Below are 24,349 nucleotides of genomic sequence, written 5' to 3'. Positions count from 1 at the left end.
ATTTAATAGTTATCCACATTATCCACAGGCTTATGCACATTTTTGCACTGGCCTGCATGTGGATTCTTATGTGTATAAAGTGCTTAACATAATACTACGACATAACTCGACAAAAATCACAGTTTTTCTTTAATTTTCCGCATTTTTCGGGTTTCCCATAAACATTATGTGCAACTTGGTTTCCACATTATCCACATTATCCACATAGTAGTCCACACACATTTTGTAAAAATCCCGGCAAAAAATCTCCTATTCTCATTTAAAAAGGGGTGTGCTATAATGCAAACACAATGAACAGTGATGATTCATATTCCCAGATAAGGAGTGTTTCCATGATCAGGTTACATAGTACAGGGCTTAATGATGCCACCATTTTATCCAATATTTTTATCGACCGTTTTATGCCAAAGGCAAATGGAGAATTTGTAAAAGTCTATATTTATCTGCTCCGTATGCTTGGCCGCCCGGAGGAAGCTTTCGGGCTTTCCCAGATGGCAGATTCCCTGTTCTGTACAGAAGGAGATATCCTCCGTGCGCTGAAATACTGGGAGTCTGAGAAGCTGATTACCCTCTTATACGAGGAAGCTGAATTGACAGGAATTACCTTACAGGCACCGTGGAATGAAGCAGATATGCTGGCTACGGTGACTCCCGCAGGTATCTGTAACGCTGGTTCGCTCGGAGATGTGCCTGATGCTTATCACATTTCTGCCCCAGAACCCACAGCCGGCATTCCCAGTGTCCCCACTGATAAACCGTTGCAGACTGATCAGGTCTCCCGCCGCAGCACCGATCTGCCTGTCCCCCCTTCTTTCTCCAAACCACTTTCCGAAACGAAAGCGCTTACCCCGGATCGGGTGAAGGAGCTGAAACAGAATGAAGATATTATCCAGCTTCTTTACATTGCCGAGCAATACCTCGGCAAAACGCTCACCCCCACAGAGACACGCAAAATCCTGTTTTTCTACGACGAGCTGCACATGTCTGTAGATTTGATCGATTATCTGATCGAATACTGTGTAGGACGTGACCACCGCAGCATCCGTTATATCGAGACGGTTGCCATGGCATGGAAGGAGGAAGGAATTACCACAGTTGAAATGGCAAAGGATTCCACCTCCCGCTACAGCAAAGAATATTTTTCTGTTCTGAAAGCGATGGGAATTGCCAACCGCAATCCTTCAGACGCGGAAATTTCGCTGATCAATACCTGGACCAGGGACTATGGTTTTGCCATGGAATTGATTCAGGAAGCCTGCTCACGGACAATTCTGCAGACTGGACAGCCAAGTTTTCCATATGCAGACAAAATTCTGCAGCGCTGGAAGGATAAAAACATCCGAACTTTAGGGGATGTCCGTCTTCAGGATGCCCAGCACCAGAAGCGCAAGCTGGAAAAAGCAGTGTCGAAGGCAGACAAGCCGAAATCCGCAGCCCCAAACCGCTTTAACAATTTCCATCAGCGTGACTACGATTTTGCTGAATATGAGAAGAAACTGCTTAACAAACCAAATTAAATCCTGGAAACAGATTTTTCTTTAAAACACATACGAACGTCTTATAACCTGGAAGGAGAATTTACATGCCCTTACAGAATTACCAATACGATACTATAATGCGGGAATACAACCGTCGCCAGGCCAGGAACCGCCGCATACAGGAAGAGCATCTTGCTGAAGCCTATGAGAAAATTCCCCGTCTGCGTGAAATCGACGAGGAAGTAGCTACTTTAAGTGCCAGGAAGGCCCGGGCCTTGATCAGCCGCCAGGAAGTCGGCATTGAAGATCTTCGCAATGATATTGCCCTGCTTTCCCAGGAACGCACTGCATTACTGCTTTCTTCCGGCTATCCTGCTGATTATCTGGAGATGAGCTACACCTGCCCTCTTTGCCAGGATACTGGCTATATCGGCAGCCAGAAATGCTCCTGTTTCAAGAAGGCAGAGATCGAACTTCTGTATACACAGTCAAATTTAAAAGAAATTCTTGAAAAAGAGAACTTTGACCACTTTTCTTTTGACTTTTATTCTGATACAATAACAAATGATTCAACGGGACTCACCGAACGTGAGACTGCACGTCGCGCGTATAAGATGGCGAAGGAATTTGTCGCTGACTTTGACAATTCTTTCCAGAACCTGTTTTTCTACGGCGACACCGGTGTGGGCAAGACCTTTCTTTCCCACTGCATCGCTCACGATCTTCTGGACAGTGCACACTGTGTGCTTTATTTTTCTTCATTCGAGCTTTTTGATTTTCTTGCAGGCTCTGCTTTTTCCAGAGGCAATGACGCTCCCGATGATGAACCGATTTTTGACTGTGACCTGCTGATCATTGATGACCTGGGTACAGAGCTTACCAACAGCTTTGTATCTTCACAGCTTTTCCTGTGTATCAATGAGCGGATCATGCGCAAGAAATCTACGATTATTTCCACAAACCTGAAGCTGGAAGATTTCTCAGCAACTTATTCTGAGAGAACCTTTTCCCGCATCGCCAGCAACTATCAGATGACTAAGCTTGTGGGAAAAGATATCCGCATTCAGAAAATTTTTTTAGGAGGAAAGTAAAGAATGGCACAAGAAGAATTGACTACACTTCCCGTTGGAAGGCTGGGATTAGTTCCTTTGGAAAGCTGCAGGAGCCTTGGACAGAAAGTCGACGAATGGCTCGTTAAGTGGCGTAAGGAGCGTGAGCATTCAGAATCAGATTCTTTCGCCTTTGAAGGATACAAAAGAGATTCCTATACAATCAAAGTTCAGAACCCGCGTTTCGGTTCCGGCGAGGGTAAATGTGTGATCACCGAGTCCGTACGAGGAGATGATGTTTATATTCTTGTAGATGTATGTAACTACAACATCTCATATCCAATTGGCAAATACACCAACCTAATGTCTCCGGATGATCATTATCAGGATCTGAAGCGTGTAATTGCAGCTATTGGAGGAAAGGCCCGCCGCGTGAATGTAATCATGCCATACCTTTATGAGGGTCGTCAGAGCAAGCGTATTGGAAGAGAGTCTCTTGACTGTGCTACTTCCCTTCATGAACTGATAAATATGGGAGTTGAAAATATTATCACTTTCGACGCACATGACCCACAGATTCAGAATGCCACCCCACTTCATGGATTTGAGACTGTTCAGCCTTCTTATCAATTTATCAAGGCTCTTCTTAACCATGAGCAGGGACTTCACATTGACAATGAGCATTTTATGATCATCAGCCCGGATGAGGGCAGCATGAGCCGTGCGATCTATCTTGCAAACATCCTGGGTGTTGATATGGGCATGTATTACAAACGCCTTGACTACTCCAAGAATGTAGGAGGAAGACATCCGATTGCAGCCTATGAGTTCCTTGGTCCAAATGTAGCAGGCAAGGATATGATCCTGATTGATGACATGATCTCTTCTGGTGACACTATCCTGAAGATTGCTTCTCTTCTTAAGGACAGGGGTGCCGGCAGAATTTACCTTTGCTCCACTTTCGGTCTGTTTACAGACAACCTTAAGAAATTCGATGAAGCACATGCTGCTGGCGTGTTTGACAAGCTTCTCACTACCAATATGGTATATCAGTCTGAGGAACTTCTTGCAAAACCATATTACATTTCCTGTGATATGAGCAAATACATTGCACTGATCATTGATACACTGAATCATGATATGTCTGTAAGCCATCTGCTGAATCCAGTTGACAGGATTAAACGCTGTGTAAACAAATATATGGCACAGTATGAGAAATAAATAAAATAATTTGAGGCTGACCCTTCCAGGTGTCAGCCTCTTGTTTTGTTATCATTTATTTGTAACTGTTCAGTACTTTCACAGTTACATGCTTCGTGAGCACTTAACATTCACTGTAACAGTTTTCTAAAAAATGTCAGCCATATCCTTATTATTGGTAAAAAGCAGCACCTGTCTGGGCTGTTTTTTCAGCCACCTGAAAACTGCCATAAGCTTATCCTGATTCTTCCCATGGAAAATATCATCCAAAATAACTGGAAAAACAGTTTCATTCGTGAACAACTCAGCAGCAGCCATCTGAATAGAAAAATACAGCATTTCAAGGTTTTCCTTTTCCAGATTTTCTGCCAAAACAGTTCCCTCTTCCAGACACAGTTCCAAACTCTGTCCCTCATCTCCATAGAACTCTATATATTTTCCATCTGTAAGTTCCCTGAAAATTTGGGATGCTCGTATCCGAATCTTTCTGCCTTTCTCAAGATAAATACTGCGTGACAGCTCTTTAATGGTATCCATAGCCAGGTTCAAGGACTGTGTTTCCAGATCTTCAGAAGTAGGAAGTGACATTTCCAGCTCAAATTCCTGATATTCGCTCTGCAAATTCGTAAAAGCAGTCAGTTTCTCACCGTAAATTCCATCAATATCTTCTTTACTGGATTTCAGCTTTTCCTGCTGTGACTGCAAATACACTTTTTTCTTCTTTAGCTTTACAAACTCCATATGCAGCTTTCTTCGTGCAGTAAGTGTATAAACCATTGCCACAACAGCAGCAATGATGCATACATCCATTCCTATTTTAGACATCTCATCAGTTAACTGAAATCTTCCAACAATACCAATAATTCCCACAATAACGGCCAGAATACCTGCTATCACCATTCCCAGATTCTTTTTCTCTATAGTCTGCAGCTGTTCTTCAATCACAGTGGCTTCTTTCCCTGCTGCCGAATAGATTTTTGCCTGCGCCTGAACCACCTGCCCCTTCTGGTCCCGAAGTCCATCCAGGTCATTCTGCAGACTTTCCAGTTTCTCGCTCAGTTTTTCCTGTTCTCTCTGAACTGCTTTCCTGCCACGTTCTTTCTGGGTGAGATATCCCTTGCGCCACATCTTCAGCATCTGCTCCGTTCTTCCAAGATCCACCAGACCATCTCCGCTTTTGCTGAGAACAGCCAGTTTATTCTGTAGTTCCTTTGCCATTTCCCTGGAAGAACTACCGCTAAGTGATTCTACCATAACAGTATTGTCGAACAGGTTCTCACTAAATCCCCCAAGGATCCTCTCGAGGGCTCCATTTTCCCCATTTAAAATTTCTCTGGTATCTTCACAGAACAGCTCACAATTATGGATTCCTGCCCCTGTTTCCCGCGTCAGGCGGTAATCTTTTCCATTGTGCTGAAACCATATAGTTCCACCATATTTTTCCCGGGAAGCTTCAGTTCCTGCTTTTTCATAAATTCCATTCTTTTCCTGCATTTCCTCAGGCACTCCAAAGAACATGCTCTTCACAAAGATAAACACAATGTTCATTTCTGTTTCTTTTAGTCCATAGAGCACATTTACTCCAGAGGTCAGTTCTATGTCTTTTTCCCGAAGCCCACCAAAATTATTTATTAATATGCGTTTAAAAATCATATAACCTTATTCCCTCGCACATACATCTCAATTTTACACTGCAATACATATTTTCTGTTACTATCTGCTTTGTGTCAGCTGGAATGTCTTGTCTCCAACAGTGCCTGCAAACCATAGTACAGGGCCTTATCTTCCACTGTATTTCTGTTTTTTTCCATAAAAAAGCAGATATAATCCCCTATCAAAGTTCCGGCATATTTTTTTTGCAGTTCTTCCAGATCATAAGCAGGTCTGGTCTCATCCAGTACTTCTGTAATATTTCCAAAGGATTTCAGTTTTTCCGGAATCAAAAAAAGCTCTGGTTTTCTTTTCCCTTGAAGAATTACACGATATATATTCAGTCCGCCCTTTTTAAATATCTCATCCTTCAAAGCTTCTTCAATAGATAGCTGGGTGCTTTCTTCATTTACATTGAGAAGAAGCTGACTATAGGTTCGAATAGAAAACGGCACAAATCTGGTTTTCACTTTTCCATTTTCAATCCTTCCCTCAATGTAGCCATGTGCTCCCAGATCATTGCTTTCAATTGGCTCAAGAGCTCCGCTGTAAGCAGCCACATCTCTTATTACGTTCTGGGGAGTATGGAAATGACCCAATGCAATATAATCAAAACCTGCTCCTGCAAGCGCAGCTGTATTTAATGGGCAATGGCTTTCATCACCGCCATGAGCTATAAGAATATGCACTCCATTATTTTTCACAGGGCGTACGCCATCATACAAGGGCTGTCTGATCTGTGAATGTTCATAGCTCATTCCATAAACATATACCTCGAATTGCGTATCTTTCACACAGGTTACCTTCTCTTCTGGAAAAAAAGTCACATTCGGTGCCCAGGTGAAAGTTCTGTAAAAAGAATTTTCTTTCAGATAATCCCTTTCTCCTGCCATTAAATATACCCTTGTTTCCGGTATTCCGGAAAATAACTCGTTTACTTCTTTCAATTCATATGGAAGTGGCTGACGATGGAACAAATCTCCGGCTATAAATAACAAATCCACCGGATTTTCGCGGATACCCGCAATAACCCGGCGGAATGTTTCCCAGATTTCATTCTCCCGCTTGTCACTCCATGGGCAGCCTCTGTCGGGCACTGCACCAAGATGTACATCTGCAAGATGAATAAATCTCATTCTTTTACCTCGTTTTATAAATCGCAGTTGTTAACTGTTCTCGGGAATGGAATTACGTCACGGATATTGCCCATTCCTGTGAGATACATTACACAGCGCTCAAATCCAAGACCAAATCCTGAATGACGTGTAGAACCATATTTACGCAAATCAAGATAGAAGTCATAGTCTTCTTCCTTCAGCCCAAGCTCTTCCATACGAGCTTTCAACTTACCATAGTCATCCTCTCTCTGGCTTCCACCGATAATCTCACCAATTCCAGGAACCAGGCAGTCCATAGCTGCAACAGTCTTGCCATCCTCGTTTGCTTTCATATAGAATGCTTTAATTTCCTTTGGATAGTCTGTAACAAAAATAGGTTTCTTAAAAATCTGTTCTGTCAGATAACGCTCATGTTCTGTCTGCAGATCACATCCCCAGGATACTTTATAATCAAACTTGTCATTATTCTTCTCGAGAAGCTCAATTGCTTCTGTATAAGTAACACGACCGAACTCAGAGCTTGCCACATGGTTCAATCTGTCAAGAAGTCCTTTGTCCACAAAAGAATTGAAGAAGTTCATTTCCTCCGGAGCATTCTCAAGAACATATCCAATCACATATTTCAGCATCGCTTCTGCAAGATTCATGTTGTCTTCAAGATCAGCAAATGCACACTCAGGCTCGATCATCCAGAACTCAGCTGCATGACGTGTGGTGTTGGAGTTCTCGGCACGGAAAGTTGGTCCAAATGTATATACATTACGGAATGCCTGTGCAAATGTCTCACAGTTCAACTGACCGCTTACAGTCAGGTTTGTCTCTTTCCCAAAGAAATCCTGAGAGTAATCAATATTTCCCTTATCATCTGTAGGAATATTATTCAGATCCATGGTTGTAACCTGGAACATCTCACCTGCACCCTCGCAGTCACTTCCTGTGATCAGCGGAGTGTGTACATAAACAAAACCTCTCTCCTGAAAGAATTTGTGTATTGCATATGCACAGAGGGAACGTACACGGAAAACAGCCTGGAAGGTATTTGTTCTGGAACGAAGATGTGTGATCGTTCTTAAATACTCAAGACTGTGGCGTTTCTTCTGAAGCGGATAATCTGGTGCAGATGTTCCCTCTACAGAAATCTCTGCAGCCTGGATCTCAAATGGCTGTTTCGCCTGTGGAGTCGCTACCAGAGTTCCCTTTACAATAATCGCTGCGCCTACATTCAGTTTGGAAATCTCAGCAAAATTGTCCATTGTATCATGGTAAACGATCTGAAGGGTCTCAAAATATGTTCCATCATGGAGAACAACAAATCCAAAGGTCTTGGAATCACGAACGCTTCGTACCCAGCCGCCTACGGTGATTTCCTGATCCAGGTATTTATCCCGTTCTCTGTAAATCTCTTTTACTGTTGTAAGTTTCATAATTAGTTCCTCTTTCTCCTCATTTTTCCAAACACTCATTTCTCTATAGTATAGACTATTCCTCTTATTCGCGCAAGGATATTTTTCCAGGGAATAAAAGAAGATCCTGTCTGTTAAGCTTCGACACTTTTGGACAAAGATCTTCTCTTCTGTAAGTATTTTCCTATTGCAAAGTTGCCTCATTCTCAGTATTTCTCTGAACGTTTAATGCAATATAAGATAATCCAGACAATACTTAAAAATTCGTTTGTAAGTCTTGGTGGTGTAATGAAGTCCATCATCGTCTGGCAGGTCAACTCCAGTTCCACTAATATTGGTACCATATCCATTCTCCATCAGATAAGAATACGTATCAATATATTCGAAAGTGCTGCCAAGAGCACTACCCACAACAGAATTGAATTTGCGGATTACTTCTTCTTTTCGGATTGCATTCTTACCAAGATATTCGATTGTCTTACTGTTTACCGGATTCACCGACATAAAGAACAGCTTGCAGTTCTTTTTCTGTAAGCTCTCAGCAATCTCCTGATAATAAGAAATATAATCATACATATTTCCAGGATCGTTTACTCCCAGATTAAAAATAACCGCAGTCGGTTTCAGAACGGAATAATTCTCTTCTGCAATAGAAAGAACCGTATTCATTCCCTGAGACTTCAGCCATTCAAGGCCCTTTCCCTCTTCGTATACAAAATCAATATCACGCAGCAGATTCGACTCATAATACCCTGAATTTAAATTTTGCAGCGTTCTCTGCATACGATTGGTACGGGAGTCTCCTACAAAAATAATGTGATTGTACCCCCGGCTGCTGCCATTTCCAATCTTCCAGCTGCTTGCGGATTGCAGAAGCTCTGAAAGAGTCAGGTCTTCCTCAGCGGAACGGTTAAACACAACTGCATACAGCTTTATGTTGCTGTTTACTGTAATAGTATCACCAGCTTCATAACGCGGTGCTGTGCTTTTTCCTAACTGGATATCCCATCCCATAAAGGTGTATCCGGATGCATTTCTTACAGACGGCAATGTATAAGAACTTCCAGATGCTACATTCTCTGTCTTGTAAACGGTTCCATCATTCTTGCACAAAGCCACCGTAAATGTTGTATCAGACTCGTAAACAGCATATAATTTTATATTTTTTTTGATTCGAATCTTCTGTCCCTCTGTATACGCCGCTTGGGAAGCATTCTTTTTAGTACTCCATCCAACTGCCTTATAGCCGCTTTTTTGTGGAAGCTCTGGCAAGGTAAGATATCCGTTTTTTGTAACAGCTTTGTTTAGTTTCTTAAATACTGTACTGGTGCTTCCGGTATTATCATAGAAATAAACTTTATATATACCAACTTTTTTACGCACCGCGTACAGATTTATATTCTTTTTCAGACGTATTTTTTTCCCCGCGGCATATACCGCTTTGGTATCGTTTTTCTGAGTGGACCAGCCAAGATTTTTGTATCCGGTAATTGCAGGAACTGCCGGAAGCTTAATTTTTTTCCCGGCACTTACCTTTATACGCAGCTTGGAATAAGATGTTTTTCCACTTTGATTCCAGAATCTGACAACTACGTTCTTAGTGGCCGCCTGTACAGACTGAACACCACTAATCCCAATTTTTCCATCATTTCTAAATGAAACTCCGAACAAAATCAACATTGTGGCCAACAGAACCCGGAAAATCCTATTTTTTCTTTTTGTTTTATTTTTCATAGGCACTCCTCTGCTTTTTAATGTCTCTCCTGCTTTCATCATCTGCACAGAAAATAAATAGTTCTTATTTCATCTTCTGTGCTGTCTTCAGTATAATCAAACGGACACATTCTTTCAACCCCAAAAGATTGTCTTTATGATTTGGTTACAAATTTTCAATAAAACGCATAAATGCAGCTCTGCCCTCTCCTGTACATTTGTAAACACCAGCATCTTCCAGCACGTGAACAAACACATTTCCAACTTCTTTATGAAGAACCTCTTCAATATTGTCTTTATCAAGATGATCGTACTTCGGAAGGAATTCTTTTACCCACTGCGCATGTTTTTCAATCTTCTCATTAGAAGCAACATCCTTGCCATCCAGAATATATTCTTCCAAAAGCTCCAGTTCTTCTTTTAGTCGCGCAGGGAGAACTGCCAAGCCCATAACCTCGATCAGACCGATATTCTCCTTCTTAATATGATGGTACTGTGCATGCGGATGATATACGCCAAGAGGATTTTCTTCTGTGGTAATATTGTTTCGCAGAGTCAGATCCAACTCATACATATCACCTTTTTTACGTGCGATCGGAGTGATCGTATTATGAGGTTCACCATCCGTTTCTGCAAAAATGAATGCAGCCTCATCTGTATAGCCTCTCCAAACCTCCAGCACATGAGTTGCCAGATCAATCAGGCGCTTCTCATCTTTATGACGGATACGAAGTACAGACAGCGGCCATTTTACAATACCAGCCTCCACATCCTCATAGCCCGGAATAGTTACATATTTCTCAATTTCAGCCTTTGCCATAGCAAACGTATAATGGCCGCCCTGGAAATGATCGTGACTGAGAATAGAACCTCCCACAATCGGTAAGTCTGCATTTGACCCCAGAAAATAATGTGGAAACAGCTTCACGAAATCAAACAGCTTGATAAATGTGTTTCTCTCGATTTTCATAGGTGTGTGCTGGAAATTAAATACAATACAATGCTCATTATAATAAACATAAGGAGAGTACTGCATTCCCCACGGACTATCATTGATTGTGATCGGAATGATTCTGTGATTCTCTCTTGCAGGATGATTTGCGCGGCCTGCATATCCCTCATTTTCCGGACAAAGCAGACATTTGGGATAGCTGCTTGATTTGATAAGCTTTGCCGCAGCAATAGCTTTCGGATCTTTCTCTGGCTTAGAAAGGTTGATTGTAATATCAATTGCTCCATAAGGAGAATCCACAGTCCATTTCTGGTCTTTCTTTACACGATAACGACGAATATAATCACTGTCCTGGCTTAATTTATAGAAATAATCTGTTGCTTCTTCCGGAGATTTCTCATATTTTTCCCAGAAAGACTTCTGTACCTGAGCCGGGCGGGGCATAAGACAGTTCATTAATCTTGTATCAAACAGATCTCTGTAAACCACACTGTCCTGAATCAGACCACGTTCTACAGCTTCGTCTAACAGTTCTTTCAGAACTTCTTCCAGATTAATATCAGAATATTCCTCTGCCGGTTCTGTGTATTCATCTTCTTTAAAAACATCAAGAAGAAGATTTGTTGTATAGTTTTTCTCACAGGCAGGAGTCAGCCCTGTCTCAATTCCATACTGTACCAGTTTTTTAATACTTTCGCTTAGCATTTTTCTGTCCTTTCCTGTTGCTTTATTTTTAACAGTCTGTCCTCCACCACAGACAGACTGTTAACCACCACTTTGCTGCATCTTTCACATCTAGCATTTTTTGCATACATGTTCAATATCGGACTGTACTGGCTTTCCCAACAGCCACTTTAAAGCTTCAGTTTCTCAACATAACTTATAAAAATATTGCCGGCCTTTTCAAACAGCTCCGTACTGTCATTCATACCGTAAGGATAAGTTTCCCCTTTCTGCGGATCGTACAGATATGTGTTATATTCATCATATCCAATGATCACAACACTGGTATTATCCTCGGTCTTGGCAATTACCGGACGCTGGGCGCTGACCTCATATAAGACACTGTCTAATGTACAACCAGACAAATCAATGATAGTACCCTCATCCCCAAGAGCCTCCTGCAGTGCTGTAACATCCAGGGATGCACTCTTCATTGCTTCCGGCACATCCTCCAGATTAAGAGTCAGCTTTGTCTTCTTATTTCCACGCTCCCATACATACTGCTGAGCACGATTCAGCACAACACCAGTCTGATCATCTGCTCTTTGAAGCGCAAGTGCAGGATCTGTGAATGTACTGTCCAATCCTCCTTTTGCATAAACATAGTAAATATCTTCCTCAGGAATCTGCGTATCCAGAATAATACGGTCATCACCTATATTTTTCATTTTTGCATAAACGACTAACGGTTCCTGAATTTCAGGCGTTTCAGTGAGAGCCAGTCGTATCTGAGTTCCGGTTCTGGAATTTGTCACAAGTTCCACGGATACAGTATTGGTCGAGGCTTTGGAATTATTCAGAATATTATCCTTGCTTACTGCTTTGTATCCTTTTTTTGTCTTCTTGGACAACTGAAATTCCATCATAGTGTTTCCCATGGTAATATCAGTTACATACAATCCATCCTGATGATATTCTTTTTTCAAAGTTCCATCAAATCCTTCAATACGGACCGTATGAATCCCCGTAGTCTCATGACCATTATCGTCTGCGATCACATCTCCATCAACTACGATTCCATAAACAAGATCTTCATTCATAAATCCATTCAGCACTAAAGACTGTCCTGAAGATGGTGCAAGACTCCTGGTTTCTAATGTTTCAAAATCTATTTCTTTTATATTTCCGGCGCTTTCACCTTCCTGAATGATCCATGCAGCATGTGCACCTGTATCCGAAACAGCAAAGTCATCTATTTTAATTCCTTCCTCAAGAACCTCACTGGTACCATCTGAAATGTTTATCTTATAAAGCTTATTTGCAAATAAAAGATAAAGAGCATTTTCTGTACTGACATAGGATAATGTTCCAAGATCCTCTTTCAGGAATTCGTAGGATTCTGTAGACGGAATAAATACTTTTTCTTCCACCACATTCTGATCATTGCTGTAATGATATACACAAACACCACAGTATCCTTCCCGAACGCCTCTGTTCATATATCCATAAAGAACAAAGTCCACATCTCCGTTATCTTCCACACGGATGATCTTTATATTATGCTGGTATCTGGAATCCCTGAAATCTCCATCCGTTTCTTTGCGAAAACTGAAAATTCTGGAAAATTTTCCATCATCAGGAGAATAAGACCATAAATCCCCTTCCTGAACGAAAGCAAGAACTCCTGCGTTTTCATTCATCATATATTCCACATTTTTGTCTCTGACTCCAAGTAAAAGCCCCTTGTCGGAAATGCTGATGGAGCTTTCCTCAAATACCTGTGATGCACTTCGTTTAAAATCCAGAAGCATGATTCTGGTTTCAGTATAACGCATCCGGTAAAATTCTGTCACATCATAGATTTCCTGGTTTCCATTTTCATCCAGTGCCGCAATCTGATATTCAACAGAAAGACTGGCTGTGGTTTCATTAATATCCTTCACTACAGGAATTCCCTTTCTGTAAATCTGAGGGTTCAGATTGCCCCAGCTGATCTGGGCAAATGTAGAATTGATATTAATGTCTGTATAGTTGGTAGACGTACTGGATGTGTCTGATTCCAGGTAAGCAGTCAGATCCTCGGCGGACGCTTTATCCAGACATTTTTCATAAAAGCTCGCAACAAACTTCACGTACTGAGCAGCATTCACATTGGATCTGGAAACTACTCTTGTATAGTAATAAGCTGTTCCCTTATTTGTCTCAAGAGATAATTGCAAAGAATACTCCTGATTCATCAAAAGATCACTGCTCAGCTTAATTGTTGTTGTCAGATAGCTGTCCTGTTTATCCAGACTTTTAATCTTACGGTTTTCCAGTACCTTACTGCCATCTGAAGTACGTATCTCATAGGAAAGGCTTTTCACCTTTGTATCATAGGCATTTATGACAAAGGACAGTTCCTTGGATGTATCAATAGGCGTCACACTGTCCCTGGTAAAATCAGACTGCATAGGCTGTGCATAACCATACATCCTGTTTGCATAATTTCCATCAAAATCAACCATTACCTCCGGAAAAACCGGATCATTCATATCAGAGCGGTCATCCGTAGTCTCACTATTCAGCAGGAACGAACTTCCTGCCACGCCGAGAACAAAAACAAACAGGAGAATCACTGCTCTGCGTAAAAATTTAATCATTCTTTCTCCTCTTAACTCTCTGATTGTACCTCCCCTTCACGGTACAGAAGTCTTTCCAGTGTAGGATTTATATGCAGTTCCTTCATAAGCTGCACTGTACTCTTCATATCTTTTGGTTTGCCTGTCTTTACAGCACGGATCAGCAAATTCTTGGGTGTATGCTCCATATCAATAAATTCCAGAATCTGAGTTTCGTATCCCATACTTTCCAGCAGATTGGCTCGAATTCCATCTGTCATCAAAGCAGCCATTCTCTCCTTAAGAATGCCATATTTCAGTACAGGCTCCAACACTTCATTTTTTATCTGTCTATTTACCTCATGCTGACAGCAGGGTACAGACAAAATAACTTTCGCTCCCCATTCCACAGCCTTCGCAAGAGCATAATCTGTAGCTGTGTCACAGGCATGCAAGGTTACTACCATATCAACAGAAGAAACACCTTCATAATCAGCAATATCTCCCTGATAAAAATGCAGTTTTTCATATCCATACTTTACTGCAAGATGATTACATTTTTCTATTACATCTGTTTTCAGATCCAGACCAATAATATTTACATCATAACCTTTCAGTTCTCTCAGATAGTAATACATGGCAAATGTAAGATAGGACTTTCCGCATCCAAAATCAAGAATGGTCACTTCCCGCTGTTGATCCAGTCTTGGAAGAATGTCCTGAATAAATTCCAGAAATCGATTGATCTGTCGGAACTTATCGTATTTTTGGGTAATAATCCTGCCTTCCTTATTCATAACACCAAGATCAACAAGAAAGGGGACTGGAATATTTTCCTTAAGTATGTACTGCTTTACACGATTGTGGGCCAATATCTGCGTGCCCTTGCTGAAGGTCTTGTCCTTTCCGAAAGCCAGACCTTTTCCATTTTCGGGATGACGTCTGGTCTTTATGGTCATCTTTCCTTTTTTGCTTACCAGAATAGTTCCATCCAGCGCCATCCCACTTGCCTGAAGCTGAGAAAAATCATGCTGCAGCCCCGCTTTTAAATATGAGATCAGTTCCTCTCTGGAATAATTTTTATGGAGCACCTTCGTCCCTACAGTTTCAGAAGCCTGATAAACCACCTTCCCCCGGATTTCTACCGGGCGTATTTTTACTTTGGATGGTCCGTCCCCTCTGCTGCCGCTTAGGATAGCTTGACACAGCTGTTCATTTATCTGTTCCTCTAAATATTCATCTATTGTTTTCATTTTTATTATAAATATTTTCTTTTATATTCTGTAATCGTTACTGTTCACTCCGCTCACAGCAACCTCTAATTGTCATTTTGATGCGTCTTATCTGTAAAAATCTCCCCTGCATCTTCTTCGTCGGCATCTTCTTCGTGATATTTCATGAAAAAGAAGCACTTCTACCAGATCACCAAGAAGTCCATCAGACATTGCTTCCATATCAGCCTCTGATCTTACTTCATCCACGATCTTCCTTCCAAGGTGATACAACATAAACCTGTCAGGATATTCATCGTAAAGCCGGCTGCCTTCATAATCCTGAAGATCACATTCTTCTTCCACTTTTTCCTGTATCTTTCTGGCAGTGTCCGGATAGTAGGATTTCATCAGAAAAAATTCCTCTTCTTGTTCCTTTTCTCCCCGGTAGAGCAAGGGATTTGCATAGCTTGTGTAAAATGGATAAAAATCTTTATATATCATATCAGCAATTTCGATTCCTTTTCCATTTCACTCTCATTATATGCAAGCTTCCGTTTTTCGGTCAATTGCACCATTTTTCAAATACGCGCCAAAGCGTGTTTGAAAAAGGCTTTCTGCAAGATGTACGTCACAATTTGTGGAAGATTTTGCCCGGATGATGGCGCCGTAGCGGGCTACGGCAACTGAATTCGGGAAAAATATACCGCAAAGTGGGGCGTGCAGATTGCGGGAATGATTTTTCAAATACGCGCCAGCATATTTAAAGTAAGCCTCACACTATGGTCAACAGCTGCTTTCTCAAATTCGCTGTAATCCATCTGCGCACTTCCATCAGCCTTATCAGAAATAGCACGGACAACCAGAAACGGAATTTCATTTAAGTATGCTGCCTGTCCAATGGCTGCACCTTCCATTTCAGTCGCATATGCTGAAAACTCTGATACAATTCGATTCTTAACATCCTGATCGCAGACAAACTGGTCTCCAGAAGCAATTCTTCCTTCAAATACCTGAATATCCGGATTTACTTCCTTACATACTTCTGCAGCAAGTCTGCGGAGATTATCATCTGCATTAAAGAAAAATACAGGCATTTGCGGAATCTGTCCCTTGCGGTATCCAAATCCGGTAGCATCCATATCATGCTGTACAACATCTGTGGAAAGAACAATATCACCGATATTAATATTTTTATTTAAGCTTCCTGCAATTCCTGTATTAATGATCGCATCTACTGAAAATACATCTGCCAGAATCTGAGCACAGATACCAGCATTTACCTTGCCAATTCCGGAACGCACTACAACAACCTTTTTCCCAGCAAGTATTCCCTCATAAAAATCCATGGAAGCTTTTTTTATAATTCGTACATCTTCCATTTTTTCTTTTAAAATCGCAACTTCAACTTCCATTGCGCCAATAATACCAATTGTTTTCATTTAGCATTCTCCTCTGTTTTTGAAAGTTAACTGCTTCTTCATCTGACATTATACCAAAACTTCTTGCTATATCCAACTTAAATTTGGCATGGAAACTTATAATATCTTCTGCTATAATGAGAGAAGGTGCAAAGCTATTGCTGTTCATAACCTGACCAGCGTTCCTGAGCTCCTGATTTTACATAACGATTGGAGGAAAAAACAATGGAATATAAAACAAAAGGTGTTTGTTCTATGGCAATTCAATATGATATTGATGATGAACAGAAAGTTCACAATGTGAAATTTATTGGTGGATGTTCTGGAAATACACAGGGAGTTGCCAAACTTGTAGAAGGTATGCCGGCGAAAGAAGTAATTGCACGCCTGGAGGGAATCCAGTGTGGACGCAGACCTACTTCATGCCCAGACCAGCTTGCCACTGCTTTAAAAGAAGCGATTTCATAATTACTTCCCCGGGATTTTTGTCCCGGGGATTTCTTTTCAGACTGTAACACTTACCCATCAGTTCTGTCCCATTTATCACATAAAGATTGGACATCCCTTGAAAACTTCTCCAGATCTTTGTTTGCACAGCCCTCGTTTTTGCGTATGACGGAAAGCAGTCTGTATCCAAGCGCAAGCAACTTTTCGTATACCTTTGCAGCCTTAGATGCTTTTTGTAACGCAGCAGGCTTCTGTATCTTAACGCCCTCTGCCTCGTACAGAAATTCGCCTTCAGCCAGATCAAATTCTGTTCCACTGAATGGCGCATATGCATCATAGTTCATCTCATCACGCAGTCTTGCAGCAAACAGTTCTGTCACAGTATCCTCGCCATGAGTAACAAACACTTTCTGAGGCTTTACTTCAAATGCTTTTATCCAGTCAACCAGACCATTTACATCTGCATGGCCACTGATTCCCGGCATACGGCAGATTTTTGCTGCAACGTGCACCGGTTCACCAAAGAGTTTTATTTCCTGAGTTCCTTCCAAAAGGGCGCGTCCCGGAGTTCCAACAGCCTGATAGCCCACAAAAAGAATGGTGCTGTCCTCCCGCCACAGATTATGTTTCAGGTGATGTTTAATTCTTCCTGCATCACACATTCCACTGGCAGAAATAATCACCTTACAGTCATCATCGAAATTGATTGCTTTTGAGTCTTCACTTGTTACGGATATCTTCAAACCAGGAAAGCTAAGAGGATTGATTCCTTTTCGAATAAGTTCCAGAGCCTCGTCATCAAAACAATCATATTTATGAATACCGAAAATATTTGTTGCTTCATTTGCAAGAGGGCTATCTACAAACACTTTAAAATTATCATGCCCGTGAATAAGGCCTTCTGCTTTTATCTGTCTGATAAAATACAGCATCTCCTGCGTTCTTCCCACTGCAAAAGAGGGAATTACCACATTACCGCCCCGGTCAAAGGTCTCCTGAATGACATCTGCCAGAAGGCGCACATAATCTGGTCTCTCTCCGTGGCTCCGGTCTCCGTATGTAGATTCCATTACCACGTAGTCTGCTTTTCTAAAATAGGCAGGGTCTTTTATAAGCGGCTGATTTTTGTTTCCTATATCTCCCGAAAATACAATTGTTTTTTCAACTCCAGCTTCACAGATATTCACCTCAATACTGCTTGATCCAAGAAGGTGACCTGCATCAATAAACTTTACTCTCAGCCCCTCGCCAAGAATTATTCCAGTCTCATATGGACAGCCTACAAAATTACGAATAACCCCTAATGCATCCTCCATGGTATAAGCTGGAACAAATTCAGGCTTCCCCTGACGTTTTGCCTTGCGGTTACGCCATTCTGCCTCAAACATCTGGATATGGGCACTGTCACGGAGCATAATATCGCAAAGATTACAGGTTGCCTCTGTGGCATATACAGGTCCTTTAAAGCCTTTTGCGTAAATAGCAGGAAGATTTCCGGAATGATCCATGTGTGCATGTGTTAAAAGCACAAAATCTAATTCTCCCGGAGGCACAGGAATATCTTTATTTTCATAATAATCAGGTCCCTGTTCCATTCCACAGTCTACAAGAAACTTTTTTCCTGCTGCTTCCAGATAATAGCAGCTCCCGGTAACTTCATGTGTTGCTCCAATAAAAGTGATCTTCATACAGATTCCCCCTTTTACCCGAACTCTTACTTATATTACATATATTTTTCTGTTTTTATGGCATAACATCTTCACTATTTATAATATGCTGAACAGAGCTGACAAATTTCGCTGAATCAGCCTGGCTTGCCATACTTCCGGCAAGAATACCGATTGCAGCAAGAACTGCAATCCCTGCTGCCTTTCCATATTTGTACCAGGGTTTATTTTCTTCTTTTTCAAACTGACGTAGCTTATCAGAAAATCCTGCAATAAAATCAATTTCCTCAGCTGAACTTTCTGTTGATTGAGCATCTTTTAAATTTTCCTCTTTGGACGCCTCGTTCCGGAATCCTGGAAACTTCACTATTTCAGCAGTCTTTGTATCATTATTCATAGCTTTTGCAGAATTGGCCTCATTTATTTTATCTTCATCCAGTTTGCCTTCTGCTTTCATTTTCTTTAAAAACTGCTGATACGCCTCATCCAGTTCCTCATCCGAAATCTCAAAATCATTTGCAGCATTTCCAAGAAGACTTTCTTCTATCATTTTTGCTTCTTTGATCATTTCAGCTTCTAACCGACTGTCGGTTTTCTCTCCTATCTTTTTTTTGTTCATTTTTTTCTCCCAGATTTTTTTCTTTTCTTGACAATTCCCTTTTAGGGGTTCATATTTATTAAATAGGTCGCTATTCACAAAGTGAACTGTAACTATTAAACACTTATTCAGGAGGATCCTATGAAGCATATTATCCTTACCGGCGGTGGTACTGCCGGACATGTTACCCCGAATATTGCTCTGATTCCCGCTTTACAGGAAAAAAGTTATAAAATTTCTTACATCGGCTCCTACAATGGTATTGAAAAACAGCTTATTGAGGAGCTTGGTATTCCTTACTATGGAATTGCTTCCGGTAAATTAAGACGATATTTTGATTTGAAAAACTTTTCAGATCCATTTCGCGTTATAAAAGGCTATTTTCAGGCTAAAAGTCTTATGAAAAAATTAAAGCCTGATGTAGTATTTTCCAAAGGTGGCTTCGTAACAGTACCAGTGGTAATTGCCGCAGGCAAACGCCACATTCCGGCAATCATTCATGAATCTGATATGACTCCGGGACTTGCTAATAAGCTTTGCCTTTCTTCCGCCACAAAAGTCTGCTGTAACTTTCCAGAAACTGTAAATAATCTTCCAAAAGATAAGGCAGTTCTTACAGGTACTCCTATTCGTCAGGAGCTTCTCCATGGTAATAAAGAACACGCTCGCGCATATTGTGGTTTTACTTCAGATAAACCAGTTCTTTTGGTAATTGGCGGCAGTCTGGGTGCTGCTTCTGTAAACGAAAATGTACGAAAAATTCTTCCTGAACTGCTGAAAGAATTCCAGGTTATTCATATTTGCGGCAAGGGAAAAACGGATGAAAGTATCCAGCTGACAGGTTATGTCCAATATGAATATGTTCAGGAACAGCTTCCTGACATGTTTGCATTGGCAGATGTAGTAATCTCCCGTGCAGGAGCTAATGCTATCTGTGAACTTGCCGCACTTTCAAAGCCAAATCTCTTAATTCCATTGTCCGCAAAGGCAAGCCGCGGTGATCAGATTCTCAATGCCCGCTCCTTCGAGCGCCAGGGTTACAGTATGGTACTGGAGGAGGAAGAGATTACAGAAGCGTCTCTCTTAGAGGCAATCCGCAAACTCTATCAGGAACGTAATAAATATATTGCGGCTATGTCTGCAGGCAAAAACTTAAATTCTATTCAGCATATTGTGAATCTCATTGAAGAATGTATTCATTCCTGATTTTACACTGCATACCTCTGTTATTTAACAGAGGTATGCTTTTTAATTTTACTCTTTTTCCAGTCTTAAAATTTCTGCTAAAAGCCATTTTCTGGCTCTAAGTACTCTGTTATTTACATTATTTCTTGTATAGCCAAATTCGCGCGCTACTTCTTCAGTAGATACACCTTCCATTACAACTCGCATAAAAATCATATAGTTAATTAAATTTTTCCGTCGCAGGCCTTCAAATGCCATTGATAAATATTTCTGTTTTTCCAGCCCCAGTAATGCCGCTTCTGCGCTTTCTGTAGTACGATACTGCAATTCAGCCACATCATTGTCAAACATTACTTCCCGCTTTACATATGATTTTCTCAGGTAGTCCCTTCCTTTATTGGTTGTTTTCCATACCACCAATGCGTGAAGCTTTTCTTCGCTGGAAGCATCCAGTCTCTCTTTTATTTCGTAAAAGTATGAAAATACCTCCTGTGTAACATCCTCGGCTGTAAAACGGCTTTGTACAATTCCATTTGCGATTTTAACAGAGACTTTATAATACCGTCTGTAAAATGTGTTAAATTCTTCGCTATTCATCTTGTGTACCCCGTTTTCTAGCAGCTTTTCAATTTCTCCAGGATTTCATTTTTCACCTCGTCTGTTAAAGTTCCAGGTTTCCAGGTAATTCCCACCTGATCTCCTTCATATCTCGGAATCAGATGCATATGAAAATGAAAAACAGTCTGTCCTGCCGGTTCGCCATTATTTTGTACAATGTTAAAACCATCGCACTTTAACGCCTCGGTCATTTTTGTGGCCATTTTCTTTGCCAGAATCATTGCTTTCGCAGCCATATCATCTGATATCTCATAGATATTAGCCGCATGCGCTTTCGGCAAGATCAAGGCATGTCCTTTACTTGCAGGACCCAGATCCAGAATTACTCTGAAGTCTTCATCTTCATACAATGTTGCTGATGGAATCTCTCCGTTTGCAATTTTGCAAAAAATACAATCACTCATAGTCTTATCCTCCCAAATAGAATATATAAATTATACGTCTGATAATAGCGAAAATCACATTTTTTTCCAAAATTTTTTAAAAAATTTTTGGAACAGTATTTTTTATTTCTGTCGAATAATCTCGATTTTTTAAGTACGATTTTATTTGTCATTTGTCCACTTCAATGATACACTTCACTTGAGGTGAGCTTATGAAAAATAATTTAATCTTAAACAAAAAACAGGATGAATTTCATCTGATACTATCACGATTTTCCCATGAGATACGCAATCCCATAGCACTTATTAACAGTGAGATTCAGATGATTGAAGACACACATCCTGAAGTTGTCTCATTTGATTACTGGAATGATATTACAGCTAATCTGGAGTATACCAAAGAATTGTTAAATAATCTTTCGGATTACAATAATGCCCATAAACTTGAACGGAAAAGAACTGCTTTTACTGCCTATCTTAAGGAAATTATTTCCAGTATCCAGCCCACTTACCAGTACCTGGGCATTACCTTAAAAACTGATATTTCGCCCTCACTGCCTGCCCTCTTTATTGATCCCGTTAAATTAAAGCAGGCTTTACTGAATCTGCTCAGAAATGCAGCAGAAGCAATTTCCTGTGCTGATGGAAAAGTAAAATTATGTGCTTTTTCCAGTGACCAAAGGGTACATATTGTCATAACTGACAATGGATGCGGCATACCGGAATCACAGCTGAATGAAATTTTTACTCCATTTGTAACATTCAAAGAGGGTGGAACCGGACTGGGGCTGGCAATCACCAGAGAGATCATCCAGGCTCACAGCGGAAACATTTATGCAGAAATTGAATCCGATGGGGAAACATCCTTCCACATTGTTCTGCCAGAAAAATTTCCCGGATGATAAAGAACTGCCGCCAGGATAAATCCACAAACCATGCCGCCAACATGGGCTGCATTATCTACACCAGTACTTGTAAAACCGAAATACAATGAGAATCCGGCCATGATCATCATCTGTCGTACGGAAATATCCTGAATTCTTCCATGATTTCGAATAACTACATAAAGCATTGCTCCCATTACTGCAAAAACGGCACCAGAGGCACCAGCTGACACTGCATAATCCGCTGATTTCATTTCCGTAATAAAAGAAAAAATATTTCCACCAAGACCGCCAAGAAGGTAAATTAAAATAAATTTAATCTTCCCTACAACCGGTTCCAGGCGCTGTCCCAGTACAAAAAGGACAAGCATATTATTGGCAATATGATAAATTCCAAAATGCAGAAACATACAGGTAAATAACCTGTATATCTCTCCATTTCCAAGAATCAGCGGTGGATAGGCGGCTCCACATTCAATCATGTGAGCAGTATTTTCTGATCCGCCGGTAAAATCAACAATAAGAAATATCAGTATATTCAGAAGTATAAAAAGAACCGTTATTGGTTCTTTTTTTATTTCTTCCACGCCATCACCTCGATATTTTCAGTCTACTTTCGAGACTGTTTTTGTTACTTTCTGATAATAGAATAAGTATAGCACAATTTCTCTGATACCTCAACAGATCAGACCCGGTAAATTTATAAATCTGTTATTTTATTTCAGAAACACATACCTGGCCTGCGCAAAGTCTATCTGATCCTGATCCTGAAGGCAATATTCCTCATCCCCTCTTAAAATTTTACCATTTACAGATGTTCCATTGCGTGAATTCAAATCCGTAAGATAATATTCTCCCTCCCGTTTCCGTATCTTCGCATGTATCCGGCTTACTGTAGGAAGATCGATCACCGCATCCGCTGCATTCTCCATTTTCCCAATTACCGTAAGTTCATTCTGAAGATAGATCGTAGCAAGTTCACCAGGTTCACGGCTTACAAGAGTTGCCGGTCCAGTAACAATATTCGCAGATAACACCACTGTTTCGCCGCAATTTTTTTGTGATATTGATATTTTTTCTTTTTGGTGCAATACTTCTGCTGTATTTTGCATTGAAGTCGTATTTCTTTCAATGCTATCTTTAAAGTTCACCTTATCTTTTCCTGAGTCTTCACTCACTTTTTTATTTTCTCTTTTATTCTGTATTTCCAGATGTCCCTTTTTCTCATGTCTGATGCAATTCTTATTCTTTATAACGGACACACCCCAGGTACACAACATTCCAATTACCATAATCCCAGCTGCCACTCCCAGAATAACCTGCATAGATACCCTCGGCAGATACCCCAGTGTTTCTGCGGCCACAACCACCAGTGCAAAAAATCCAGCTGCTACACACCAAATCAAAAATCCTTTAGACGTACCCCCAACATCTTTTTTCTTTTTTTCAGATAATTCTTCCTCCCAAAGCAACTCTTCCAGATGTTCTTCCTGAGGCTTTTCCTCTTTTGACTCCCCATAATTTTCAAACAGATCAATTTTCTCACTGCCATCTGAATTACACCTTTTCTCTGTCATAGTGCCTGATTCCTGCAAAATTGAGGAACCAACTGTTTTTTCTATTTCCTCTCTATCCTGATAAAGTTCCTTTTTTATATATTCCAAATGAAAACTGTCTTCCAAAGCTCTTCTGTATATTCCATACCCAAGCATTACAGCCTTTGAGTCTTCATGATCCAGAATCGGAAGAATATACTCTGTCAGTTCCTGAAATTTCTGTCTCACATCTTCATCATATCCAGGAAGATAACAAAAATAGATCTGTCTCTTTTCCACATCTACATACATATACTCTGGCTTCAATACTAACCTGCATGGATTCAGCAAATATTCTGACATATCTTCCATCACCTGCACAAATCCACCCAGGATCATCTGAAGATCTTCGTAACCCATTTTCTTTTCTTCATAAAGAGAAAGCAAAGACTGTTTGGAGGTAATGTCATAACACACCATAAACTGTCCATCAACTCCCTGCACTCTGCATTTAAGAATAGATGGAATCGAATTGCCAACCAGCATTCTCATCTGATAAGAAGAAGTATCTGGT

Annotated in this window: 21 protein-coding genes and 2 pseudogenes; 7 read left to right on the top strand and 16 right to left on the bottom strand. The window is 40.7% G+C overall.

The window, feature by feature from the left end; translation table 11 throughout:
* Positions 1 to 332 precede the first annotated feature (332 nt).
* The 3 genes from AB5170_RS05900 to AB5170_RS05890 all read left to right on the top strand — a co-directional run bounded on the left by AB5170_RS05900 (position 333) and on the right by AB5170_RS05890 (position 3,748).
* Positions 333 to 1,517 (top strand): DnaD domain protein, encoded by a 1,185-nt coding sequence (locus AB5170_RS05900; protein ID WP_227200611.1) that lies wholly within the window; start codon positions 333 to 335, stop codon positions 1,515 to 1,517.
* Positions 1,518 to 1,582: 65 nt separating this feature from the next.
* Positions 1,583 to 2,569 carry an ATP-binding protein gene (locus AB5170_RS05895; protein WP_173715852.1) on the top strand — a complete coding sequence of 329 codons (987 nt, stop codon included), beginning with the start codon at positions 1,583 to 1,585 and terminating at the stop codon, positions 2,567 to 2,569.
* 3 nt (positions 2,570 to 2,572) lie between these two features.
* Positions 2,573 to 3,748: a ribose-phosphate pyrophosphokinase gene (locus AB5170_RS05890; protein ID WP_118577986.1), complete on the top strand. Its 1,176-nt coding sequence runs from the start codon at positions 2,573 to 2,575 to the stop codon at positions 3,746 to 3,748.
* Positions 3,749 to 3,874: 126 nt separating this feature from the next.
* Here AB5170_RS05890 and AB5170_RS05885 read toward each other — a convergent pair whose 3' ends face one another.
* The 9 genes and pseudogenes from AB5170_RS05885 to AB5170_RS05845 all read right to left on the bottom strand — a co-directional run.
* The gene (locus tag AB5170_RS05885) at positions 3,875 to 5,380 is read right to left on the bottom strand and encodes a hypothetical protein (RefSeq protein WP_173769805.1); all 1,506 of its coding nucleotides are present in this window, start codon (positions 5,378 to 5,380) and stop codon (positions 3,875 to 3,877) included.
* Between the two features lie 74 nt (positions 5,381 to 5,454).
* Positions 5,455 to 6,513, bottom strand: coding sequence for a DNA repair exonuclease (locus AB5170_RS05880; protein ID WP_173769806.1), 1,059 nt, complete (start codon positions 6,511 to 6,513; stop codon positions 5,455 to 5,457).
* A gap of 14 nt (positions 6,514 to 6,527) precedes the next feature.
* Positions 6,528 to 7,919, bottom strand: coding sequence for an asparagine--tRNA ligase (asnS, locus tag AB5170_RS05875; protein ID WP_173715850.1), 1,392 nt, complete (start codon positions 7,917 to 7,919; stop codon positions 6,528 to 6,530).
* Between the two features lie 204 nt (positions 7,920 to 8,123).
* On the bottom strand, positions 8,124 to 9,632 hold the full coding sequence (locus AB5170_RS05870) for an InlB B-repeat-containing protein (protein WP_173773067.1): 1,509 nt from the start codon (positions 9,630 to 9,632) through the stop codon (positions 8,124 to 8,126).
* Positions 9,633 to 9,777: 145 nt separating this feature from the next.
* Positions 9,778 to 11,268 (bottom strand): UDP-glucose--hexose-1-phosphate uridylyltransferase, encoded by a 1,491-nt coding sequence (gene galT / locus AB5170_RS05865; protein WP_118577991.1) that lies wholly within the window; start codon positions 11,266 to 11,268, stop codon positions 9,778 to 9,780.
* 149 nt (positions 11,269 to 11,417) lie between these two features.
* Positions 11,418 to 13,868 carry a hypothetical protein gene (locus AB5170_RS05860; protein WP_173715848.1) on the bottom strand — a complete coding sequence of 817 codons (2,451 nt, stop codon included), beginning with the start codon at positions 13,866 to 13,868 and terminating at the stop codon, positions 11,418 to 11,420.
* 11 nt (positions 13,869 to 13,879) lie between these two features.
* Positions 13,880 to 15,079 (bottom strand): methyltransferase, encoded by a 1,200-nt coding sequence (locus AB5170_RS05855; RefSeq protein WP_173715847.1) that lies wholly within the window; start codon positions 15,077 to 15,079, stop codon positions 13,880 to 13,882.
* A gap of 87 nt (positions 15,080 to 15,166) precedes the next feature.
* A complete protein-coding gene (locus AB5170_RS05850) occupies positions 15,167 to 15,541 on the bottom strand; it encodes a hypothetical protein (RefSeq protein WP_118577994.1) in 375 nt (124 codons plus the stop codon).
* 36 nt (positions 15,542 to 15,577) lie between these two features.
* Positions 15,578 to 15,724, bottom strand: a pseudogene (locus AB5170_RS05845) (DUF6783 domain-containing protein); the annotation flags it as partial.
* Between AB5170_RS05845 and AB5170_RS05840 the strand changes: the two are divergent.
* Positions 15,662 to 15,853: pseudogene (locus AB5170_RS05840) on the top strand (DUF6783 domain-containing protein). The pseudogenes AB5170_RS05845 and AB5170_RS05840 overlap by 63 nt on opposite strands.
* Here the strand turns inward: AB5170_RS05840 and AB5170_RS05835 are convergent.
* Positions 15,781 to 16,479 (bottom strand): 5'-methylthioadenosine/adenosylhomocysteine nucleosidase, encoded by a 699-nt coding sequence (locus AB5170_RS05835; protein WP_118577995.1) that lies wholly within the window; start codon positions 16,477 to 16,479, stop codon positions 15,781 to 15,783. The pseudogene AB5170_RS05840 and the gene AB5170_RS05835 sit on opposite strands and share 73 nt — an antisense overlap.
* 204 nt (positions 16,480 to 16,683) lie before the next feature.
* On the opposite strand from AB5170_RS05835, the gene AB5170_RS05830 reads away from it, so the two are divergent.
* Positions 16,684 to 16,926 (top strand): TIGR03905 family TSCPD domain-containing protein, encoded by a 243-nt coding sequence (locus tag AB5170_RS05830; RefSeq protein WP_118577996.1) that lies wholly within the window; start codon positions 16,684 to 16,686, stop codon positions 16,924 to 16,926.
* Positions 16,927 to 16,976: 50 nt separating this feature from the next.
* Here the strand turns inward: AB5170_RS05830 and AB5170_RS05825 are convergent, their stop codons facing one another.
* Together AB5170_RS05825 and AB5170_RS05820 are read right to left on the bottom strand one after the other, a co-directional pair.
* A complete protein-coding gene (locus AB5170_RS05825) occupies positions 16,977 to 18,593 on the bottom strand; it encodes an MBL fold metallo-hydrolase RNA specificity domain-containing protein (protein ID WP_118577997.1) in 1,617 nt (538 codons plus the stop codon).
* Between the two features lie 55 nt (positions 18,594 to 18,648).
* Positions 18,649 to 19,191: a hypothetical protein gene (locus AB5170_RS05820; protein WP_173770895.1), complete on the bottom strand. Its 543-nt coding sequence runs from the start codon at positions 19,189 to 19,191 to the stop codon at positions 18,649 to 18,651.
* A gap of 120 nt (positions 19,192 to 19,311) precedes the next feature.
* On the opposite strand from AB5170_RS05820, the gene AB5170_RS05815 reads away from it, so the two are divergent.
* The gene (locus AB5170_RS05815) at positions 19,312 to 20,376 is read left to right on the top strand and encodes an undecaprenyldiphospho-muramoylpentapeptide beta-N-acetylglucosaminyltransferase (RefSeq protein WP_173719051.1); all 1,065 of its coding nucleotides are present in this window, start codon (positions 19,312 to 19,314) and stop codon (positions 20,374 to 20,376) included.
* 48 nt (positions 20,377 to 20,424) lie between these two features.
* Here the strand turns inward: AB5170_RS05815 and AB5170_RS05810 are convergent, their stop codons facing one another.
* Both AB5170_RS05810 and AB5170_RS05805 read right to left on the bottom strand, forming a co-directional pair.
* Positions 20,425 to 20,952: an RNA polymerase sigma factor gene (locus AB5170_RS05810; RefSeq protein ID WP_118578000.1), complete on the bottom strand. Its 528-nt coding sequence runs from the start codon at positions 20,950 to 20,952 to the stop codon at positions 20,425 to 20,427.
* 17 nt (positions 20,953 to 20,969) lie between these two features.
* Positions 20,970 to 21,377: an HIT family protein gene (locus AB5170_RS05805; RefSeq protein WP_118578001.1), complete on the bottom strand. Its 408-nt coding sequence runs from the start codon at positions 21,375 to 21,377 to the stop codon at positions 20,970 to 20,972.
* Positions 21,378 to 21,568: 191 nt separating this feature from the next.
* Between AB5170_RS05805 and AB5170_RS05800 the strand changes: the two genes are divergently transcribed.
* Entirely contained in the window at positions 21,569 to 22,258 is a 690-nt protein-coding gene (locus AB5170_RS05800) for a HAMP domain-containing sensor histidine kinase (protein WP_173770896.1), read from the top strand.
* Here the strand turns inward: AB5170_RS05800 and AB5170_RS05795 are convergent.
* Complete coding sequence (locus tag AB5170_RS05795; RefSeq protein ID WP_270413477.1) at positions 22,189 to 22,827, bottom strand: rhomboid family intramembrane serine protease; 639 nt, start codon at positions 22,825 to 22,827, stop codon at positions 22,189 to 22,191. The two genes, AB5170_RS05800 and AB5170_RS05795, sit on opposite strands and share 70 nt — an antisense overlap.
* A 129-nt stretch (positions 22,828 to 22,956) precedes the next feature.
* Positions 22,957 to 24,349 (bottom strand): DUF6382 domain-containing protein (locus AB5170_RS05790; RefSeq protein ID WP_368365048.1); only part of this gene is annotated, 1,393 nt, incomplete at its 5' end.

Source organism: Ruminococcus sp. RTP21484sp1_RTP21281st1_A8_RTP21281_210402, from assembly GCF_040914025.1.
Lineage (GTDB): Bacteria > Bacillota > Clostridia > Lachnospirales > Lachnospiraceae > Blautia_A > Blautia_A faecis.
This window is presented reverse-complemented; position numbering and strand designations above follow the sequence as displayed.

What these genes read in the sequence shown, in the direction of transcription:
- AB5170_RS05900 (WP_227200611.1), top strand. Translation starts at nt 333, where the DNA reads ATGATCAGGTTACATAGTACAGGGCTTAATGATGCCACCATTTTATCC.
- AB5170_RS05805 (WP_118578001.1), bottom strand. Translation starts at nt 21,377, where the DNA reads ATGAGTGATTGTATTTTTTGCAAAATTGCAAACGGAGAGATTCCATCA.
- asnS (WP_173715850.1), bottom strand. Translation starts at nt 7,919, where the DNA reads ATGAAACTTACAACAGTAAAAGAGATTTACAGAGAACGGGATAAATAC.
- AB5170_RS05855 (WP_173715847.1), bottom strand. Translation starts at nt 15,079, where the DNA reads ATGAAAACAATAGATGAATATTTAGAGGAACAGATAAATGAACAGCTG.
- AB5170_RS05810 (WP_118578000.1), bottom strand. Translation starts at nt 20,952, where the DNA reads ATGAATAGCGAAGAATTTAACACATTTTACAGACGGTATTATAAAGTC.
- AB5170_RS05835 (WP_118577995.1), bottom strand. Translation starts at nt 16,479, where the DNA reads ATGAAAACAATTGGTATTATTGGCGCAATGGAAGTTGAAGTTGCGATT.
- AB5170_RS05860 (WP_173715848.1), bottom strand. Translation starts at nt 13,868, where the DNA reads ATGATTAAATTTTTACGCAGAGCAGTGATTCTCCTGTTTGTTTTTGTT.
- AB5170_RS05820 (WP_173770895.1), bottom strand. Translation starts at nt 19,191, where the DNA reads ATGAACAAAAAAAAGATAGGAGAGAAAACCGACAGTCGGTTAGAAGCT.
- AB5170_RS05815 (WP_173719051.1), top strand. Translation starts at nt 19,312, where the DNA reads ATGAAGCATATTATCCTTACCGGCGGTGGTACTGCCGGACATGTTACC.
- AB5170_RS05890 (WP_118577986.1), top strand. Translation starts at nt 2,573, where the DNA reads ATGGCACAAGAAGAATTGACTACACTTCCCGTTGGAAGGCTGGGATTA.
- AB5170_RS05850 (WP_118577994.1), bottom strand. Translation starts at nt 15,541, where the DNA reads ATGATATATAAAGATTTTTATCCATTTTACACAAGCTATGCAAATCCC.
- AB5170_RS05885 (WP_173769805.1), bottom strand. Translation starts at nt 5,380, where the DNA reads ATGATTTTTAAACGCATATTAATAAATAATTTTGGTGGGCTTCGGGAA.
- galT (WP_118577991.1), bottom strand. Translation starts at nt 11,268, where the DNA reads ATGCTAAGCGAAAGTATTAAAAAACTGGTACAGTATGGAATTGAGACA.
- AB5170_RS05800 (WP_173770896.1), top strand. Translation starts at nt 21,569, where the DNA reads ATGAAAAATAATTTAATCTTAAACAAAAAACAGGATGAATTTCATCTG.
- AB5170_RS05825 (WP_118577997.1), bottom strand. Translation starts at nt 18,593, where the DNA reads ATGAAGATCACTTTTATTGGAGCAACACATGAAGTTACCGGGAGCTGC.
- AB5170_RS05870 (WP_173773067.1), bottom strand. Translation starts at nt 9,632, where the DNA reads ATGAAAAATAAAACAAAAAGAAAAAATAGGATTTTCCGGGTTCTGTTG.
- AB5170_RS05830 (WP_118577996.1), top strand. Translation starts at nt 16,684, where the DNA reads ATGGAATATAAAACAAAAGGTGTTTGTTCTATGGCAATTCAATATGAT.
- AB5170_RS05895 (WP_173715852.1), top strand. Translation starts at nt 1,583, where the DNA reads ATGCCCTTACAGAATTACCAATACGATACTATAATGCGGGAATACAAC.
- AB5170_RS05880 (WP_173769806.1), bottom strand. Translation starts at nt 6,513, where the DNA reads ATGAGATTTATTCATCTTGCAGATGTACATCTTGGTGCAGTGCCCGAC.